Here is a 16,962-nt window from a genome sequence, read left to right as displayed (position 1 = left end):
GGGGACGGTTCCTAGACGCCGAGCGTTGCCGCGATCTCGGCGCGAAGGGCCTTCAGGTCCGCCGCCGCGCGGGTGCGGGCCGTCGCCGGGTCACCCTCGACGACCACTTCGAGGTACGCCTTGAGCTTCGGCTCCGTGCCGGACGGCCGGATCACGACGCGGGTCGTGGCGGTGCGGAAAGTCAGCACGTCGTTCTCCGGCAGCAGGTCGGTCGTCCCGGTGACCGGGGCCCCGAGGAGCGCCGCCGGCGGGTTGCGCCGGGCCCGGCCCATCGCCGTCCCGATCTCGGCGAGGTCGTCGACCCGGACCGACAGCTGGTCGGTGGCGTGCAGGCCCAGTTCGAGGGCCAGCTCGTCGAGGCGGCCGGCGAGGGTGCGGCCCTCCGCCTTCAGGCCGGCGGCCAGCTCGGCGACGGTCAGCGCCGCCGTGATGCCGTCCTTGTCCCGGACCAGGGCCGGGGCCACGCAGTAGCCGAGCGCCTCCTCGTAACCGAACGCCAGGTCCTCGGCCGCCCGGACGATCCACTTGAAGCCGGTCAGGGTCTCGGCGTAGGGGACGCCACGGGCGGCGCACAGGCGGCCCAGCATCGACGACGAGACGATCGTGGTGGCGTACAGGCCGGGAGTGCCCCGGCGGATCAGGTGGTCGGCCAGCAGCACACCCAGCTCGTCACCGCGCAGCGGCCGCCAGCCGTCCGGGCCCGGGATCGCCACGGCACAGCGGTCGGCGTCCGGGTCGTTCGCGATCGCCAGGTCGGCGTTGTGCTTCCCGGCCAGCGCCAGCAGCCGGTCCATGGCGCCCGGCTCCTCCGGGTTCGGGAACGCCACGGTCGGGAACTCGGGGTCCGGCTCCGCCTGCGCCGCGACGATCGCCGGGGCGGGGAAACCGGCCGCCACGAACGCCTCGGCCAGTGTCGACCCACCGACCCCGTGCATCGGGGTGTACGCGATCGTCAGGTCACGCGGGCCGGACGGGTCCAGGACGGCGGTCGCGCTCCGCACGTACCCCTGGGCCACCTCCGCACCCAGAAGCGTGCCCGGACCGCCCAGCGGGACCGACGCGACGCTCGGGACCGCCCGGATGGCGGCCTCGATGCCGGCGTCGGCCGGCGGGACGATCTGCGCCCCGTCGCCGGCCGGACCACCCAGCGCCGCGCCCAGATAGACCTTGTAGCCGTTGTCCTGGGGCGGGTTGTGGCTGGCGGTCACCATCACCCCGGCGACCGCGCCGAGAGCGCGGACGGCGTACGCCAGCACCGGCGTCGGCAGCGGCCCGGGCAGCAGCAGCGCCCCGCGACCGGCGCCGGTCGCGACCCGGGCGGTCCGCTCGGCGAACTCCTTCGAACCGTGCCGGGCGTCGTACCCGATCACCAGCGGGCCCTCGCCGCCGCTCGCCGCCAGCCAGCCGACCAGGCCGGCCGCGGCCCGGGTGACCACCGCGAGGTTCATGCCGTTGGGGCCGGCGCGCAGACGGCCGCGCAGACCGGCCGTGCCGAAGGTGAGCGGGCCGGCGAAGCGGTCGAGCAGTTCGGCGGCGGTGGCCGGCAGACCGTCGATCACCGCACGCAGCTCGGCCCGGCTCGCCGGATCGGGGTCGTCGGCGAGCCAGGCCTCGGCCCGGGCGATCAGGTCAACATCAACTTGTGGTGCCATCAGGGATTGATAGCACAGAGTCACAGGTTGAGCTGGAAGCTCTCCACCATCGCGTCGTAGTACTTCCGGTAGTCGGCGAACTTGGCGTCGGTCGTGGTCAGGTAGAACGAGTACATCTTGTTGTTGACGGTGGTCATCCGCCAGACGCCGTGGCGCATGGCGTCGCCCTCGCCGCAGGTGTACTCGAGCTCGGCGCCCGCGTTCCCGGCGATGTCGACCTGCTGGGTGCCGACCGTGACGAACGGGTCGGGGCAGGTCTTGCCCTTCTTCAGGCCGGTCGGAGCGGTCTGGTTGACGAACTTGGTCGGGTCGACCGAGCCCTTCTCCACCAGGATCCGCACCTTCGTGGTCTTGTCCGCGGGCTCGTAGTACTCCACGTAGACGCCACCGGCCGTCCGGGTCCAGCCGGCCGGCACGTTCACGCTGACCGCGGCGTTGCCCTTGTACGCCTGCGTCTCCACCGCGGGCGCGGGCGGGGCGCTCGTGGCCGCGCCGGCCGCCGGGGTGGTCTTCGGGTCGCCGCCACCGCTCAGGGCGAAGACGAGCACCAGGATCAGGACCACGGCGGCCGCGCCACCGGAGATCAGCTGCTTGTTGCGCGGCCAGCCCTGGAACGTGGCGACCGCCTTGCCGGTGCCCTCCTTGGCGGTGTCGACGATGCTCCCGAAGGCGGCCCGGCGCTTGGCGGCCGGGCTGACCACCACGGTGCCCGGGCGGGGCGCGCCACCGGGCGGCGGGACCTGCCAGGGGTTCTGCGGCGGGATGACGCTCGTGGTGTCGCCGCCGGCCCGCCGGCCGCCGTCGGGCAGCTTGTGGGCGGGCATGGCGCCGGTGGGCATGCTCACGGCGGGGCCGGACGGCTCGGGCGCGCGACGGCGGCCGCCGCCCGCGTTCTGCTGCTCCAGCTTGGCCAGGTGGTCGGTGAGCGACTCCTCGGGCGCCAGCATGGCCCGGCCGCCGATCTGGCCGGTCGGCTGCGGCGGGATCTGCTGCGTCTCGGCCGGGGCCGGGCTGACCGGCCGCGGCGAGGGCACCACCGAATAGGGGTCGGTCATCATGTGCGGCGGGTTCTTGCTGGCCAGCGGGCCGGCCAGCTGCTGCCGCAGGATGGTACGGGCGGTCTGCACGTCCATCCGCCGGGCCGGGTCCTTCTCCAGCAGGCCCATCAGCACCGGGGTGAGCGAGCCGGCCCGCACCACCGGGGCGGGCGGGTCCTCGACGACCGAGTGCATGGTCTCGATCGGGTCGCCCTTGTCGAACGGCGGCCGGCCCTCGATCGCGGTGTAGAGCGTGACGCCGAGCGAGAACAGGTCGCTGGGCGGGCCGAAGTCGTGGCCCATGGCCCGCTCCGGCGAGATGAAGTGCGGCGAGCCCAGCACCATGCCCGGTGTGGTCAGCTGCACGTCGGTGGGCATCCGGGCGACACCGAAGTCGGTCAGCACGCAGCGGCCGTCACCGCAGATCAGAACGTTGGCCGGCTTCACGTCGCGGTGCAGCACCCCGTGCGCGTGGGCCACCTCGAGGGCGCCGAGCAGGGCGATGCCGATCTTCGCGACCACCCGGGACGGGACCGGCCCGTCCTCGATGACCATGTCGGCGAGGCTGCGGGCGTCCAGCAACTCCATGACGATCCACGGGCGGCCGTTCTCGTGCACGACGTCGTAGACCTGCACCACGGCCGGGTGCTGGAGCGCGGCCGCGGCACGGGCCTCGCGCATGGTCCGTTCGTACATCGCGTCACGGTCGCTCGGGGCCAGACCGGGAGGAAGGATGACCTCCTTGATCGCCACGTCGCGGCGCAGCAGCGTGTCCGCCGCCCGCCACACCGTTCCCATGCCACCGTGACCCACCGCGGCGCGCAGCGTGTACCGCCCGCCGATGAGCGTGCCGGGGGCGGCGCGTCCGTTGGGGGGAGCCGTGTTGCCGCCGCTCCACGTCGGAATTTGAGTCACTGAGGATGCCACCGAGGGGGTATAGGGGCTGTCGACCAACCCCGCTATCTTGCCCGCAGGTTGGGGGAGAACGAAAGTTCCTGAGCCACTGTTAACCACACTTCGACGGTGAGTAGTGGCCGAGTGGCCGAGGGTGGCCCCAGGGCGAACGCAGGGTGGCAAATTCCTCACGGTCGGCGGCCTTAACGAGTCTTAGGATCACCCGTGTGAATGCAGAGTCAGGGTTCCCCATCAAGCCGGTGTACGGCCCTGCTGACGTGCCGGTGAACGCCGGGGCCGACGAGCCCGGTCACTATCCCTACACGCGCGGCGTCTACCCGACGATGTACACGAAACGGCCGTGGACCATGCGGCAGTACGCCGGGTTCGGCACCGCGGCCGAGTCGAACGCCCGTTACCACCAGTTACTGGCGGCCGGCACGATGGGCCTCTCGGTGGCCTTCGACCTGCCCACCCAGATGGGTTACGACTCCGACGACCCGATCGCGCACGGCGAGGTCGGCAAGGTGGGCGTCGCCATCGACTCGATCGACGACATGCGGCAGCTCTTCGCCGGCATCCCGCTGGACCAGGTGTCCACCTCCATGACGATCAACGCGCCCGGGTCGGTGCTGCTGCTGCTCTACCAGCTGGTCGCCGAGGAGCAGGGGGTCCCCGGCGCAGCGCTCCAGGGCACGATCCAGAACGACATCCTGAAGGAATACATCGCCCGCGGGACGTACATCTTCCCGCCCAAACCGTCGCTGCGCCTGGTGGCCGACACGTTCGCCTACTGCAAGGCCGAGATCCCGAAGTGGAACACCATCTCGATCTCCGGCTACCACATGGCCGAGGCCGGCGCCTCGCCCGCGCAGGAGATCGCGTTCACCCTGGCCAACGGCATCGAGTACGTCCGGGCCGCGATCGCCGCGGGCCTGGCCGTCGACGACTTCGCGCCCCGGCTGTCGTTCTTCTTCGTGGCCCGGACCACGCTGCTGGAGGAGATCGCCAAGTTCCGCGCGGCCCGCCGGATGTGGGCGCGGATCATGCGCGACGAGTTCGGTGCCAAGGACCCGAAGTCGCTGATGCTGCGGTTCCACACCCAGACCGCGGGCGTGCAGCTCACCGCGCAGCAGCCGGAGGTCAACCTGGTCCGGGTGGCGATCCAGGCGCTCGGCGCGGTGGCCGGCGGCACCCAGTCGCTGCACACCAACTCGTACGACGAGGCGATCGCCCTGCCCACCGAGAAGTCGGCCCGGCTCGCCCTGCGCACCCAGCAGGTGCTCGCCTACGAGAGCGGCCTGACCGGCACGGTCGACCCGTTCGCCGGCTCGTACGCGGTGGAGGCGCTCACCGACGCCGTCGAGCAGGAGGCGACCGCGCTCATCGACCGGGTCTTCGAGTTCGGCTCGTCGGTCGACGCCATCGAGGCGGGCTTCCAGAAGAACGAGATCGAGGCGTCGGCGTACCGGATCGCCACCGAGATCGACGCCGGCGAGCGCGTGGTGGTGGGCGTCAACCGGTTCACCGTCGCGGAGGAGGAGAAGTACGAGCCCCTCAGGGTCGACCCGGCGATCGAGGCCGCACAGGTGGCCCGCCTCGCGAAGCTGCGCGCCGAACGGGACGAGCCGGCCGTACAGGCCGCGCTGGCAGATCTGGCGAAGGCCGCCGCCGGAAGTGTGAACGTCCTACCGTTGATGAAAGAGGCGTTGCGGCTCCGTGCGACCGTGGGGGAGGTGTGTCACACCCTCCGCGGGGTATGGGGCGTCCACCGCCCCGTCGAGCGCTTCTGAGCGGGTCGACGTACTCGTAGTGTGTCGCGTCACCTCGGCGATCCACTACCCGTTGAGGTTGGCGGGCCGGGATGATCTCCCGTGGGCCCGCCCAGCCTCCGGAACGGTGTGAGCACCTGTTTACACGACCGTTGCACAGCGTCACCAAAAACGGGACTAAGCTGTCGCGCGGCATGTAACCCGACAAAACTTCGAGAGTGAATACGGAAGCCTGACGTGACTACTGCTCTGGAGGCGCCCGAGGGCGCCGATACGGCGTGGCCCGGGCAACTCCCCGGGTCCGACCCCCTCCCCGGCCGGCTGGACCGCTGGCTCGCCTCGCGGGGGGCCGAGCTGGTAGCCATTCGCCGGCATCTCCACGCCCACCCCGAGCCGTCACACTCCGAGTTCGAGACCGCCGCGCTCATCGCCCGGGAGCTCTCCGTCGCCGGCCTCACCCCGCAGCTGCTGCCGCGCGGCAACGGCGTCATCTGCGACATCGGTGAGGGCCCGCGGACCATCGCCTTCCGGGCCGACATCGACTCGCTGCCGTTGCAGGACCTCAAGGACGTGTCCTACCGCAGCACCGTCGACGGGCAGGCCCACGCCTGCGGCCACGACGTGCACACCACCGTCATGCTCGGCCTGGGCATGGCGCTGGCGCAGCTCAACGAGCAGGACCTCCTGCCCGGCCGGGTGCGGCTGCTCTTCCAGCCGGCCGAGGAGGCGATGCCGTCCGGCGCGCCCGAGGTGATCGCCGCGGGCGGCCTCAAGGACGTCGACGCCATCTTCGCGCTGCACTGCTACCCGCAACTGCCGGCCGGGCTGGTCGGGGTCCGCTCCGGCCCGTTCACCGCGGCCGCCGACGCGGTCGAGGTCAAGCTGACCGGCCCCGGTGGGCACACCGCCCGCCCGCACCTGACCGCCGACCTGGTGCACGCGCTGGGCCGGATCATCGTCGACGTGCCCGCGCTGCTCAGCCGCCGGATCGACCCGCGCGCCGGCATCTCCCTGGTCTGGGGCTCGGTGCACGCCGGGCAGGCGTTCAACGCCATCCCCGGCGCGGGCGAGGTGCGCGGCACCGTCCGGGTCCTCAGCCGGGAAGCCTGGCGGGAGGCGCCCGAGCTGATCACCAAGCTGATCCGGGACGTGGTCGCGGCCACCGGCGCCGAGGTCGACGTCAACTACATCCGCGGCGTCCCGCCGGTCATCAACGACCGGATGGCGTCGGCGACCATCGCGGGCGCCGCGGGCGCCGCGCTCGGCCCGGACCGGGTGGTCGAGGCCGAGCTCAGCATGGGTGGCGAGGACTTCGCCTTCTACCTGGAACACGTCCCCGGCGCGATGATCCGCCTCGGCACCGGCCGGCCCGGCTCCGACATCCGGCACGACCTGCACCAGGGCGACTTCGACGTGGACGAGAGCTGCATCGGCTACGGCGTCCGGGTGATGGCCCACACCGCCCTGGCCGCCCTCTCCACCGGCTCTTTTTAAAACCCATATTTCGTACGGGACCGCCGAGTCCCCGGAGCGCCCCGCGAGCTTCGCGGGGCGCAAGCCTTTGCCGCGCCCGCCGGGCTGAGCTCTGTTGATGGCTCCGCTTCGCTCCGCGGCAAAACGCCTTGTAACCGGTCAGGAGGCAGGCGATTTCCCGCCTGCCTCCTCACCGGCGGCGTTTTGCGGGTGTGGCTGTCCCGCTTCCACGCATCAGTGAATCGGCGCGCTCACGGCGTACCGGATCAGGGGTTCGAAGCGGGGGTCTCGGCAGGGGGAGCGACCAGCGCCGGGGTGTTGCGGCGGCGGTAACGCCGCAGCAGGTGCATGACCGCCCAGGCCGGGAGGCCGATCGCGATGATCCACGGGAGCAGCGCGCCCAGGATGGTGAGCAGCACCCCGAGCGAGGCCATCAGCGCCTTCCATCCGCCGGCGAGACCGGCCAGGAAGCCCGGCGGCTCCTCCTCCGGCTCCACCGCGGCCGCTGCCGGGTCGAGGAGCACCACGGTGATCGTGGAGAGCGAGGTGAGGTCGGACAGCCGCCGCTTCTTGCCCTCCAGCGCGGCCAGATCCGACTCGCGGGTGGCCACCTCCCGCTCCAGCATGACCAGATCGTCCAGGCTCTTCGCCTCGGCGAGCAGGCGCTTGCCGCTCTCCACCCGGGCCTTCTGTACGGAGATCCGGGCGTCCAGGTCGACCACCTGCTCGGTGACGTCCTCGGTGTTGATGCCCCGCGTCTCCTCGGTGCCCAGCTTGGCGATCTGGTCCACCGCGGAGGTGAACTTGTCGGCCGGGACCCGCAACGTGATGTTCGCGGTCGACGAGCCGTCGCCGCTGTGCCGCTCGTCGCCGCCGACGAACCCGCCGGAGGCCGCGGCGATGCCGGTGACCTGGGCCGCCGCCGAGGTGACGTCCTCCACCCGCAGGGTGATCGACCCGGTGTAGATGATCGAGCGCTGGTCGACCCGCAGGTCGGGCGCCTGCGCCGCGCTGTCCTTGCCCTGGGTCGGCGCGGCCTGCTCCTGCGCCGCCCCGCCGCCGGCCTGATCGACCTTCCTGTCCGCCTCGCCGACCGCCGGGGCGCCCGCCGATCCGCTGTCCGATTGTGATTCGTTGTCGGCGCCGCAGCCGGCGAGCAGCAGGCCCGCCAGAAGGAGTGTCGCCGTGAGTCCCCGTTTATTCATGGCCGCTCCGATCTCATGTCTTCACTGACCGGTGGGACGTGAAGCGCACACGTCCCGGTTCCGGCAGACTGCGAGATGAGCGGTCACGATTCAGCAGCGGAGGGATCCCGTGCGCGTCACGAAGTTCACGCACTCCTGTCTACGCGTCGAGGGCGCCGGAGTTCTCGTCGTCGATCCGGGCGAATTCTCCGAAGCGTCGGTATTGGACGGCGCGGACGCGGTGCTCATCACCCATGAGCATTTCGATCACCTCGATGTGAAGGCGGTGACCGGTGCCGTCGCCCGGCGGCCGGACCTGCGGATCTTCGCGCATCCGGCGGTGCTGAAACTGCTCACCGACGTCGACGAGGCCACCACCGCGGTGTCGCCGCGGGAGGAGTTCGAGGCGGCCGGGTACCGGATCCGGGCCTTCGGCGGGCAGCACGCGATCATCCACCCGTACGTTCCGGTCTTCGCCAACCTGGGCTTCCTGATCGACGACGGCGCCACCAACCTCTACCACCCGGGTGACTCCTTCGTGGCGCCGGACGTCGCCGTCGAGACGCTGTTCGTGCCGCTGAACGCGCCGTGGGCGACCATCGCCGAATCGCTCGAGTTCGTCCGCGGGATCCGGCCGGAGCGGGCGTTCGCGCTGCACGACGGTCTGGTCAACGAGCGCGGCGCGGCGGTCTACGGCAAACACCTGGAAAGCTTCTCGGAGACCCGGTTCGCCCGGGTCGAGCCGGGCAGCGTGCTGGACTGACGTGCTGCACGCCGACGACGTCATCCAGCGGCTGTACGAGGCGCCGCCGGACGGGTTCGTCGCCGCCCGGGCCGAAGCGATCGCGGCGGCCCGGCAGGCGGGCGACCGGGAGGCCGCGAAACGGCTGGCCGCGCTCAAGAAACCGACCGTGGCGGCCTGGGTGGTCAACCTCGTGGCGCTACGGCGCCCGGAGCTCATCGAGGAACTGGTCGAGCTCTCCACGGCGCTGCGGGCGGCACAGCGGGAGTTGCGGGGCGAGGAGTTGCGGGAACTGTCGACGCAGCGGCGGCAGTTCGTGTCGTCGCTGGTCGTGGCCGCCCGCAAGCTGGCCGTCGGGTCCGGCGCGGGGGCGGCGAAACTGCCGCTCGGAGACGTGGAGGCGACGTTCACGGCGGCGCTCGCCGAGCCGGAGATCGCCGAGCAGGTGCGGACCGGGCGGCTGATCCGGGCGGTCAGCCACTCCGGGTTCGGTGAGGTGCCCCGGCCGCGGCTGCGGCTGGTCACCGATTCACCCGCGCCGGACTCTTCGGAGGCGGTCCCTTCCGTCGGGCCGGACTTTTCGGAGGCCGAGCACCGGCGCCGGGAGCGGGAGCAGGGGATCGAGCGCCGCCGCCGGGACCTGGAGCGGGAGCTGAACGCGGCCACCGCCGCCGAACGGCGCGCCGACCGGCAGCTGGAACGTGCCGAGGACGCCGAGCGGGAGGCCGGCCACCTGGTCGAGGACCTCGACGCCGAACTGGCCGAACTGGAGCGACGGCGGACCGAGGCGGTGGCCGACGTGGCCCGGCGCAAGACGGCCCGCCGGACCGCGGAACGGGAGGCCGCGGAGGCCCGCCGCCGGGTCGGCGACGTACAGGCGGCCCTGGACGACCTGCATCGATAGCGGGGAGCGTTTTCTTTAGACGGTCGAGGGGAGCAGAATCGGGCAGGTGACCCCGGAACAGGCTGCCGCCAACGCCCGCGCGGGACTCGCCGTCATCGTCGGCGCCTTCGCCGAATCACCGCGTACGCTGCGCCGCGCCCGGCTGCTCGGCCTCTCCGGCTGGGCGTACCACGTCTCGGCCCGGGCCGGCGCCCTCGGCGACGTACGACCGGAGACGGTCGCCGCGGCACTGGCCTTCATCGCGCCGGAGGCCGTCACCGACGGCTGGGAGGCCACGGTGAAGACGCACGCCCCGTCCGAGGTCGCCACCTGGCACCTGGTGGAGCTCTGCGACTGGGGCGCCGAACACCTGGGCGGCTTCCCCCGCCTGACCCGGCTGCTCGACCTGTCCCGCCGGGTGGCGGACCGGATCGACCCGGCCGGGCTCCCGCTCTTCGCGGCGTGGCAGGCCATGCCGGTGCCGAACTCCGAGCCCGGCGCGCAGGCCGCGGTCCTGCTGCACCTGCTGCACGAACACCGGCAGGGCGTCCACGTGATCGCGGTCCGGGCGGCCGGCCTCACCCCGCTGGAGGCGATCATCGCCGGGCCGGAGGGCGAGACCGGTGCGGTGGCCTTCGGCTGGCAGCCGCCCTACCCGCCGGCCGGTCCGCTGCTGCGCCGCCTCCTGTGGGCCGACGCGGTGGCGGACGCACTGGCCGGGCAGGCGTACGCGGCCCTGGACCGCGCCGAGCGGCTGGAGTTCGCCGGCCTCCTGGAGTCCCTGAGCCACCGCCTCGTCCGCTGACCCGGGGTCACCGCCGCGACCGCTGAGCCAACCGGGGGAAGACCGGCTTCGGGCGGCCCGGCCGGCTCAACTGCTCCCGGAGACGCCGGGCGCCGTCCGGCAGGAACGGCTCCAACTCCGTGGCCACCAGCCGACAGACGCCGGTCAGGGTGGCCAGCACCGCCTGCCCATCGCCCTTCCACGGTTGTTCCGTCTCGATCAGCCGGTTCGCCTCGTCGACCACCGAGCAGATCGCACCGGTGGCGGCCCGGAAGTCGAAGTCGTACAGGGCCCGGTCGATCCGCTCCGGCAGGTCCGTGCACCAGGCGGGTGGCGTGCTCGCGGCGATCTCGCCCCGGGTCAGCGTCAGCGTGCGGCTGACCAGGTTGCCGAGGCCGTTGGCCAGATCGGTGTCGGAGTGGTGGATCAGGCGCCCGGTGGTGAAGTCGGACCCACCGAGCCGGGCCACGTCGCGGAGCAGCCACCAGCGGACCGCGTCCGTGCCGTACCGGTCGGTGAGCCCGGCCGGGTCGACCGCGTTGCCGGCGCTCTTGGCGATCTTCGCCCCGTCCACGGTCAGATAGTCGTGCACCAGCACCGTCGTGGGCAGCGGCAGCCCGGCCGAGAGCAACAGGGCCGGCCAGTGGACGGCGTGGAAGCGCACGATGCCCTTGCCGATCACGTGCGTACGCTCGCCCGGCCCGTCCCACCACCGCCGGTAGCCCGGGTCGTCGTCGCCGTAGCCGAGCGCCGTCACGTAGTTGGCCAGCGCGTCCCACCAGACGTAGACCACCTGGCCGGGGTCACCGGGCACCGGGATGCCCCAGCCCGCGGCACGAGCGGCCGGGCGGGAGACGCTGAAGTCGGTGAGCCCGGCCCGGACGAACGCCAGCACCTCGTTGCGCCGGGCGGCCGGCTCGATCCGGATCCGTCCGGACTCCAGGATCTCCAGCAGTTGATCGGTGTACCGGGACAGGCGAAAGAACCAGTTCTCCTCGGCCACCGTCTCGGGCCGCACCCGGTGTTCCGGGCAGAGCCCGTCGGGCAGTTCCGGCTCGGCGTAGAACTGTTCGCAGCCGGGACAGTAGAGGCCCTCGTAGCGGCGCCGGTAGAGGTCCCCGGCCGCCGCGCACTCCCGCCACAGCCGTTCGACGCCGATCCGGTGCCGGGTGTCGGCGCTGGTACGGATGAAATCGTCGAAGGACAGGGACAGCGGCTCGCGAAGGGCCCCGAAACGGGCCGCATTGCGGTCGACGAACTCGCGCACGTCCACCCCGGCGACCTTGGCCGCGGTGACGTTCTTGAGCGCGTTGTCGTCGGTGCCGGTCAGGAACCGCACCGGCCGGCCCCGGCGGCGGGCGTGCCGGGCCAGCACGTCGGCCTGCACCAGCTCCAGCGCGTGGCCCAGGTGCGGTGCGGCGTTGACGTACGGAATCGCGGTCGTCACGTACAGCAGGTTCATGATCGTCTCCTGTGGTGGCCCGGTCCGGGCGGGAGACGGCGAAGCCAGGCCCGGCGGACGCGGGGCCTGGTCGTGAGGTGGTCAGCGCACGGCGAGGAGCCCCTGGGCGGGGCGCATCATCGACTCACGGCGTGGCTGCATGCGGCCATGGTAGGCGGGGCCCGACCGCGCGGAAACTCGTTTGGCGGCGGCCCCGGGAGCGTGGTCGGATGCCCGCATGACGGAATTGCCCAGCGGCTGGACCACCCGCCGGCCCACCCTCGACGACATCCCGGCGATTCTCGAGGTGGTGCACGCCAGCGACATCGCCGCGGTGGGCGAGCCCGATTTCACCAGCGACGAGGTCCGTGAGGAGCTCATCGCGCCGAACACGGATCTGGACCGGGACTCCTGGCTGGCCCTCGACCCGTCCGGCAAGATCGTCGCCTGGGCGTATCCGTACAACGGGACCGGCCGGGCCCGGGACATGGCCAACGTCTACTTCTGGCCGGAGATCGGCCTGCCCGCGCTGCGGCCGCTGCTCGCCATGCTGATGGAGCGGATCGCCGAGCGGGGCCGGGAGTTCGGCCACGAGATCTATGAGGTCCGGTCCGGGGCCATCCCGGGGGAGGACCATCTGATCGCGGCGCTGACCGACGCCGGTTTCACGTTCCTCAAACAGTTCGCCCGGATGCAGATGTCGCTGGAGGGCTACTCCCCGGTCGCGCCCGAGCCACCGGCCGGCGTCACGATCCGCGCGGTGGACTCCGGCGACGACGCCGAGATGCGCCGCTTCCACGCGGTCATCGAGGAGGCCTTCCGGGACTCCGATCACCCCGCGATGGGGTACGACGGCTGGCGCGCCCAGTTCGAGTCCGAGTCCTCGGTCTCCTTCGACGAGTGGCTGGTCGCCGAGGTGGGCGGGGAGATCGCCGGGGTGCTCCAGTCGGCCGACGGCAGCGGTGACACCGAGGAGGGCTACGTGAAGTACCTGGCCACCCTCCGGGGCTTCCGCAAGCGCGGGGTGGGCGAGGCGCTGCTGCGGCGGGCCTTCGCCGTCTATGCCGCCAAGGGCTGCCCGAAGGCCGGGCTCGGCGTCGATCTGGCGAACCCGACCGACGCCGCGAGCCTCTACTTCAAGGTGGGCATGACCCCGCTCTACCGGGCCGATGTGTACCGGACCGAGATCAAGGCGGCCGGCTAGACCGGGGCGGGGGCCGTTTCGGCCTCTCGCCGGGGCGCCGGCGGCAGCGCGCTGCCGCCGGTCTCCCCACCGCGGTCCAGCCACCGCTTCGGGGTGTGCTTACGCCACCACTTCTCGGCCGGCTCCTCGACGTAGGTGAAGAGCGCCCAGCAGATCACGTTGATGACCACGGCCATCCCGATCAGGGTGAACAGCACCGCGTTGTTGTCCGGCATCCGGCCGAACTCGTAGGTCGCCAGCCGGCTGATCGCGTGGTGGACCAGGTAGAAGCTGTAGGACCAGAGCCCCAGCGAGACGAGCAGCCGGTTGTTCAGGATGCCCCGGTGCCCGCGCGCCTCACGCTGGAGGAACGCCAGGATGATCAGGGCCGACAGGACGCCCACCATCGGGCGCATGGCGAACTCCATCTGGTGTTCGACGACGTCGGAGAACGGCCACCGCTCCTGGTAGTAGAGGTAGGTCCAGCCGAACAGGCCGGCCAGCGGGACGACCGGGTGCAGCGGCAGCCGCCAGCCGCGCCGCAGCGCCAGCGCCATGGTCATGCCGAGCAGGAACTCCGGCAGGTACACCAGCGGGTGGCGCATCACCCAGCGGGCCATGGTGGGGTCGAGGGTCGCGTCGGCGACCCAGTTGACCAGGTACATGCCGAACAGGCCGACCGCCGTGGCGACCATCAGCCAGCGGGTCCGCATCCGGTCCGCGAACGGCGCGACCAGCGGGAAGAGCGCGTAGAAGAGCAGCTCGACGCTGAGCGTCCAGGTGACCGGGTTGCCCGGCAGGGTGGGCGTGACGTCCGGGAACCAGGTCTGCACCAGGAACACCGACGAGATCAGGCCGGGCCAGTCGATGTCCACCTTCGCCGCGACGTAGAACGCGTAGATGCCCAGGGGCAGCGCCACCAGGTGCACCGGCCAGATCCGGCCGACCCGCCGCCAGTAGAACACCCGGGGCTCTCCCGCGGCTTGAAGACCCACATCATGAGGAAGCCGGAGAGCACGAAGAAGAACGTGACGCCGTGCGCGCCGATACCCGAAAACGGGAAGATCGCCTCGGACCGACCGAAACCGGTCTTGCCACCCAGTCCGGTGAAGTGGTGGGTGAACACCGCGAAAGCCGCGAAGAACCGCAGGCTGGTCAGGGAGTCCAAGCGCTTCGGCAGCGGGGCCGTGGGGTCGGCCCTGAGGCCTTTCATGAGCATATGTGTGAGATCAGCTTCTGCGAGACGGCGGAAGAGTGACGGAAGTGCGAACAGTAGTACAACCGTCGATTGGGCGGTAGGCGAGAACGGTCTCGCCCACCAGCCGCCTAGATCTCCGGAGAAGCCGTTCCGGTGGGTCGGCCGCGCAGATCGGCGACATAGTCGTTGGGCGCCCCGGCCTTCTCCGCCGCGTTGGCGATCTCCGACAGGTACCAGGCGGTCGGCAGACCACCCTCGTACCCGGCGAAGACGTACACCCAGGCAGAGTCCTCACCGTCAAGTGTCGATACACGCAGGGTGACCTTCTGGTACGCCCCGGCGGTGACGCCCTCGATCTCGTCGAGCTGTGACGCGTCCCACGCGTGGACGTCGTACAGGGAGACGAAGACCCGGTCGCCGGGCGACTCGACTATCGTCGCCACCGCCCCCTCCCAGCCGATTTCTCCCTCACCAGCGAAGGTGAGGCGCCAGCCTTCGATCCACCCCACGCCGACCATCGGCGAGTGCGGACAGTAGGCCCGCATGCGGGCGGGATCCAGGTTCGAGCCATACGCGGCGTAGTGACGCACGGCGACGACGATAGTCCTCGCGGGCGGTGGTGAGAATATGAGGAGTGCGTGTCGGCACAACTGTTCGGTGTTGGATGCCGCTTTTGGAGGTCTTTAGTCGTGAGTCGGATCGTGATCATCGGTGGGGGACCGGGAGGGTACGAGGCGGCTCTGGTCGCGGCGCAGCTCGGGGCTGACGTCACTCTCGTCGAAGCCGAAGGGCCCGGTGGAGCCTGTGTGCTGACCGACTGTGTGCCGTCCAAGACGTTCATCGCCAGCTCGGAGGTGGTGACCGGGCTCCGCTACGAGGAGCGCTTCGGGATCCGGTCGTCCGGCCTGTCCGGGGTCACCGTCGACGCGAAGGCGGTCAACGAGCGGGTCAAGAAGCTCGCCCTCGCCCAATCCGGTGACATCCAGACCAAGCTGATCAAGGCCGGGGTGGACGTCGTCCGGGGTCGCGCCCGCCTCGGTGAGGACCGGCTCGGGCACACCCACCAGGTGCTGATCACCCCGGAGGGCGGGGAGACGTACGCGGTGGAGGCCACCACCGTGCTGCTGGCCACCGGCGCCACCCCGCGGGTGCTGTCCTCGGCCCGCCCGGACGGGCAGCGCATCCTCGACTGGCGGCAGGTGTGGGACCTCGAGGAGCTGCCCAGCCACCTGGTCGTGATCGGCTCCGGTGTGACCGGCGCCGAGTTCGCCAGCGCGTACCTGGCGATGGGTGTGAAGGTGACGCTCATCTCCAGCCGCGAACGGGTCATGCCGCACGAGGACGCGGACGCCGCCATGGCGATCGAGCGGGTGTTCCGGGAGCGGGGCATGACGATCCTCAGCCAGTCCCGTGGCGACTCGGTGGTCAACACCGGCGACGGGGTCCTGGTCACCCTCTCCGACGGGCGCACCGTCGAGGCGTCGCACGCCCTGATGGCGGTCGGCGCCGTCCCCAACACGTCCGAGCTGGGCCTGCGGGAGTACGGCGTGGACGTCTCCGACGGCGGCTACGTGACCGTGGACCGGGTCTCCCGGACCAACGTGCCGGGCATCTACGCGGCCGGTGACTGCACCGGCGTGCTGCCGCTGGCCAGCGTCGCCGCCATGCAGGGCCGGATCGCGATCTGGCACGCCATGGGCGAGGCGGTCGCCCCGCTGCGTCTGCGGACCGTCTCGGCGAACGTCTTCACCGACCCCGAGTTGGCCACCGTCGGCGTCTCCCAGAACGAGGTGGACTCCGGCCGCTTCCCGGCCCGCCAGGTGATGCTGCCGCTCACCGGCAACGCCCGCGCCAAGATGGCCGGCCTCCAGGACGGGTTCGTCAAACTGTTCTGCCGCCCGGCCACCGGCCAGATCGTCGGCGGCGTCGTGGTGTCACCCAAGGCCAGCGAGCTGATCCTGCCGATCACCATGGCGATCGAGAACAACCTGACCGTGGATCAGCTGGCCCACACCATCACGATCTATCCGTCGCTCTCCGGTTCGATCGCCGAGGCGGCGCGTCAGTTGATGCAGCACGAGATCCAGTAGCCGGTCCTTCGGCGGCCGCCTGATCGCGGCCGCCGAACAGGGCCAGGATCCAGCCGGCCGTGCCGAAGATGAGCGCGGCGGTCGCGGCGACGGCGAACAGGCGCCACGCGGACTGGGTGATCGCGGTGCCCCCGAGATGCCCCACCAGCCCGCCGTAGCAGGCCCAGCTCAGCGCGGCGGCCACGTCGTACCCGATGAAGGACTTGATCGGGTAACCGGACCGGCCGGCGTGATAGCCGGACGCCATCCGGCCGCCCGGGACGAACCGGCAGAGCAGCACCACGAGCGGGCCGGGCCGCCGCAGGCCACGGGTGAACCGGGCGGCGGCGCGCCGGGTCTTCGACTCGCTCTCCTCGTTGCGCGGCGCGAACCTGTCCCGCAGCGCGCTCAGGCGGGCGCCGGTCGACCGGCCCAGCACGAAGGCGATGAGGTCACCGGTGAACATGCCGACCGCGCCGACCGCGACCACCGCGGCAAGATCGAGATCTCCGTAGACGGTGAGCGCTCCGGATGTGATCATGATGGCCTGGGTGGGTACCACCGGCACCAGCGCGTCGACCGCGAGAAACGCGAACAAGGCCAGGTAGGCCCACGCCGGTATCGCCAACATGGTCAGCATTTCGGTCATA

At 71.5% G+C, this 16,962-nt stretch carries 14 protein-coding genes; 7 read left to right on the top strand and 7 right to left on the bottom strand.

The features are described 5' to 3' along the window. Positions 1-11 precede the first annotated feature (11 nt). Together BJ964_RS06715 and BJ964_RS06710 are read right to left on the bottom strand one after the other, a co-directional pair. On the bottom strand, positions 12-1,652 hold the full coding sequence (locus BJ964_RS06715; protein WP_188119872.1) for a phospho-sugar mutase: 1,641 nt from the start codon (positions 1,650-1,652) through the stop codon (positions 12-14). Positions 1,653-1,672: 20 nt separating this feature from the next. After that, positions 1,673-3,604 (bottom strand): serine/threonine-protein kinase, encoded by a 1,932-nt coding sequence (locus BJ964_RS06710; protein WP_188119871.1) that lies wholly within the window; start codon positions 3,602-3,604, stop codon positions 1,673-1,675. Between the two features lie 206 nt (positions 3,605-3,810). On the opposite strand from BJ964_RS06710, the gene BJ964_RS06705 reads away from it, so the two are divergent. Together BJ964_RS06705 and BJ964_RS06700 are read left to right on the top strand one after the other, a co-directional pair. Then, positions 3,811-5,376, top strand: a complete 1,566-nt coding sequence (locus BJ964_RS06705) for an acyl-CoA mutase large subunit family protein (RefSeq protein ID WP_188119870.1) — start codon at positions 3,811-3,813, stop codon at positions 5,374-5,376. 216 nt (positions 5,377-5,592) lie between these two features. Continuing rightward, complete coding sequence (locus BJ964_RS06700; RefSeq protein WP_188119869.1) at positions 5,593-6,849, top strand: amidohydrolase; 1,257 nt, start codon at positions 5,593-5,595, stop codon at positions 6,847-6,849. Positions 6,850-7,094: 245 nt separating this feature from the next. On the opposite strand, the gene BJ964_RS06695 is transcribed toward BJ964_RS06700, so the two are convergent. Next, a complete protein-coding gene (locus BJ964_RS06695) occupies positions 7,095-8,033 on the bottom strand; it encodes a DUF4349 domain-containing protein (protein WP_188119868.1) in 939 nt (312 codons plus the stop codon). 109 nt (positions 8,034-8,142) lie between these two features. On the opposite strand from BJ964_RS06695, the gene BJ964_RS06690 reads away from it, so the two are divergent. The 3 genes from BJ964_RS06690 to BJ964_RS06680 are packed head-to-tail and all read left to right on the top strand — an operon-like array spanning position 8,143 to position 10,442. Further along, positions 8,143-8,775, top strand: a complete 633-nt coding sequence (locus tag BJ964_RS06690) for an MBL fold metallo-hydrolase (RefSeq protein ID WP_188119867.1) — start codon at positions 8,143-8,145, stop codon at positions 8,773-8,775. A 1-nt stretch (position 8,776) separates the two neighbouring features. Beyond that, positions 8,777-9,658, top strand: coding sequence for a hypothetical protein (locus BJ964_RS06685; RefSeq protein ID WP_188119866.1), 882 nt, complete (start codon positions 8,777-8,779; stop codon positions 9,656-9,658). 46 nt (positions 9,659-9,704) lie between these two features. After that, positions 9,705-10,442, top strand: a complete 738-nt coding sequence (locus tag BJ964_RS06680; protein WP_188119865.1) for an SCO6745 family protein — start codon at positions 9,705-9,707, stop codon at positions 10,440-10,442. A 7-nt stretch (positions 10,443-10,449) separates the two neighbouring features. On the opposite strand, the gene metG is transcribed toward BJ964_RS06680, so the two are convergent. Next, positions 10,450-11,883 carry a methionine--tRNA ligase gene (metG, locus tag BJ964_RS06675; protein ID WP_188119864.1) on the bottom strand — a complete coding sequence of 478 codons (1,434 nt, stop codon included), beginning with the start codon at positions 11,881-11,883 and terminating at the stop codon, positions 10,450-10,452. Between the two features lie 217 nt (positions 11,884-12,100). Between metG and BJ964_RS06670 the strand changes: the two genes are divergently transcribed. Then, complete coding sequence (locus BJ964_RS06670) at positions 12,101-13,066, top strand: GNAT family N-acetyltransferase (RefSeq protein ID WP_188119863.1); 966 nt, start codon at positions 12,101-12,103, stop codon at positions 13,064-13,066. On the opposite strand, the gene BJ964_RS06665 is transcribed toward BJ964_RS06670, so the two are convergent. Continuing rightward, a complete protein-coding gene (locus BJ964_RS06665) occupies positions 13,063-14,010 on the bottom strand; it encodes an acyltransferase family protein (protein WP_188119862.1) in 948 nt (315 codons plus the stop codon). The genes BJ964_RS06670 and BJ964_RS06665 overlap by 4 nt on opposite strands. Before the next feature lie 361 nt (positions 14,011-14,371). After that, positions 14,372-14,833, bottom strand: coding sequence for a gamma-glutamylcyclotransferase family protein (locus BJ964_RS06655; RefSeq protein WP_188119860.1), 462 nt, complete (start codon positions 14,831-14,833; stop codon positions 14,372-14,374). Between the two features lie 99 nt (positions 14,834-14,932). On the opposite strand from BJ964_RS06655, the gene BJ964_RS06650 reads away from it, so the two are divergent. Continuing rightward, positions 14,933-16,333 carry an NAD(P)H-quinone dehydrogenase gene (locus tag BJ964_RS06650; protein ID WP_188119859.1) on the top strand — a complete coding sequence of 467 codons (1,401 nt, stop codon included), beginning with the start codon at positions 14,933-14,935 and terminating at the stop codon, positions 16,331-16,333. Here the strand turns inward: BJ964_RS06650 and BJ964_RS06645 are convergent. Beyond that, positions 16,260-16,961 carry a DedA family protein gene (locus BJ964_RS06645; RefSeq protein WP_188119858.1) on the bottom strand — a complete coding sequence of 234 codons (702 nt, stop codon included), beginning with the start codon at positions 16,959-16,961 and terminating at the stop codon, positions 16,260-16,262. The two genes, BJ964_RS06650 and BJ964_RS06645, sit on opposite strands and share 74 nt — an antisense overlap. Position 16,962: the final 1 nt, after the last annotated feature.

This window comes from Actinoplanes lobatus (assembly GCF_014205215.1).
GTDB classification, from domain to species: Bacteria; Actinomycetota; Actinomycetes; order Mycobacteriales; family Micromonosporaceae; genus Actinoplanes; species Actinoplanes lobatus.
This window is presented reverse-complemented; position numbering and strand designations above follow the sequence as displayed.

What these genes read in the sequence shown, in the direction of transcription:
- BJ964_RS06645 (WP_188119858.1), bottom strand. Translation starts at nt 16,961, where the DNA reads ATGACCGAAATGCTGACCATGTTGGCGATACCGGCGTGGGCCTACCTG.
- metG (WP_188119864.1), bottom strand. Translation starts at nt 11,883, where the DNA reads ATGAACCTGCTGTACGTGACGACCGCGATTCCGTACGTCAACGCCGCA.
- BJ964_RS06715 (WP_188119872.1), bottom strand. Translation starts at nt 1,652, where the DNA reads ATGGCACCACAAGTTGATGTTGACCTGATCGCCCGGGCCGAGGCCTGG.
- BJ964_RS06670 (WP_188119863.1), top strand. Translation starts at nt 12,101, where the DNA reads ATGACGGAATTGCCCAGCGGCTGGACCACCCGCCGGCCCACCCTCGAC.
- BJ964_RS06695 (WP_188119868.1), bottom strand. Translation starts at nt 8,033, where the DNA reads ATGAATAAACGGGGACTCACGGCGACACTCCTTCTGGCGGGCCTGCTG.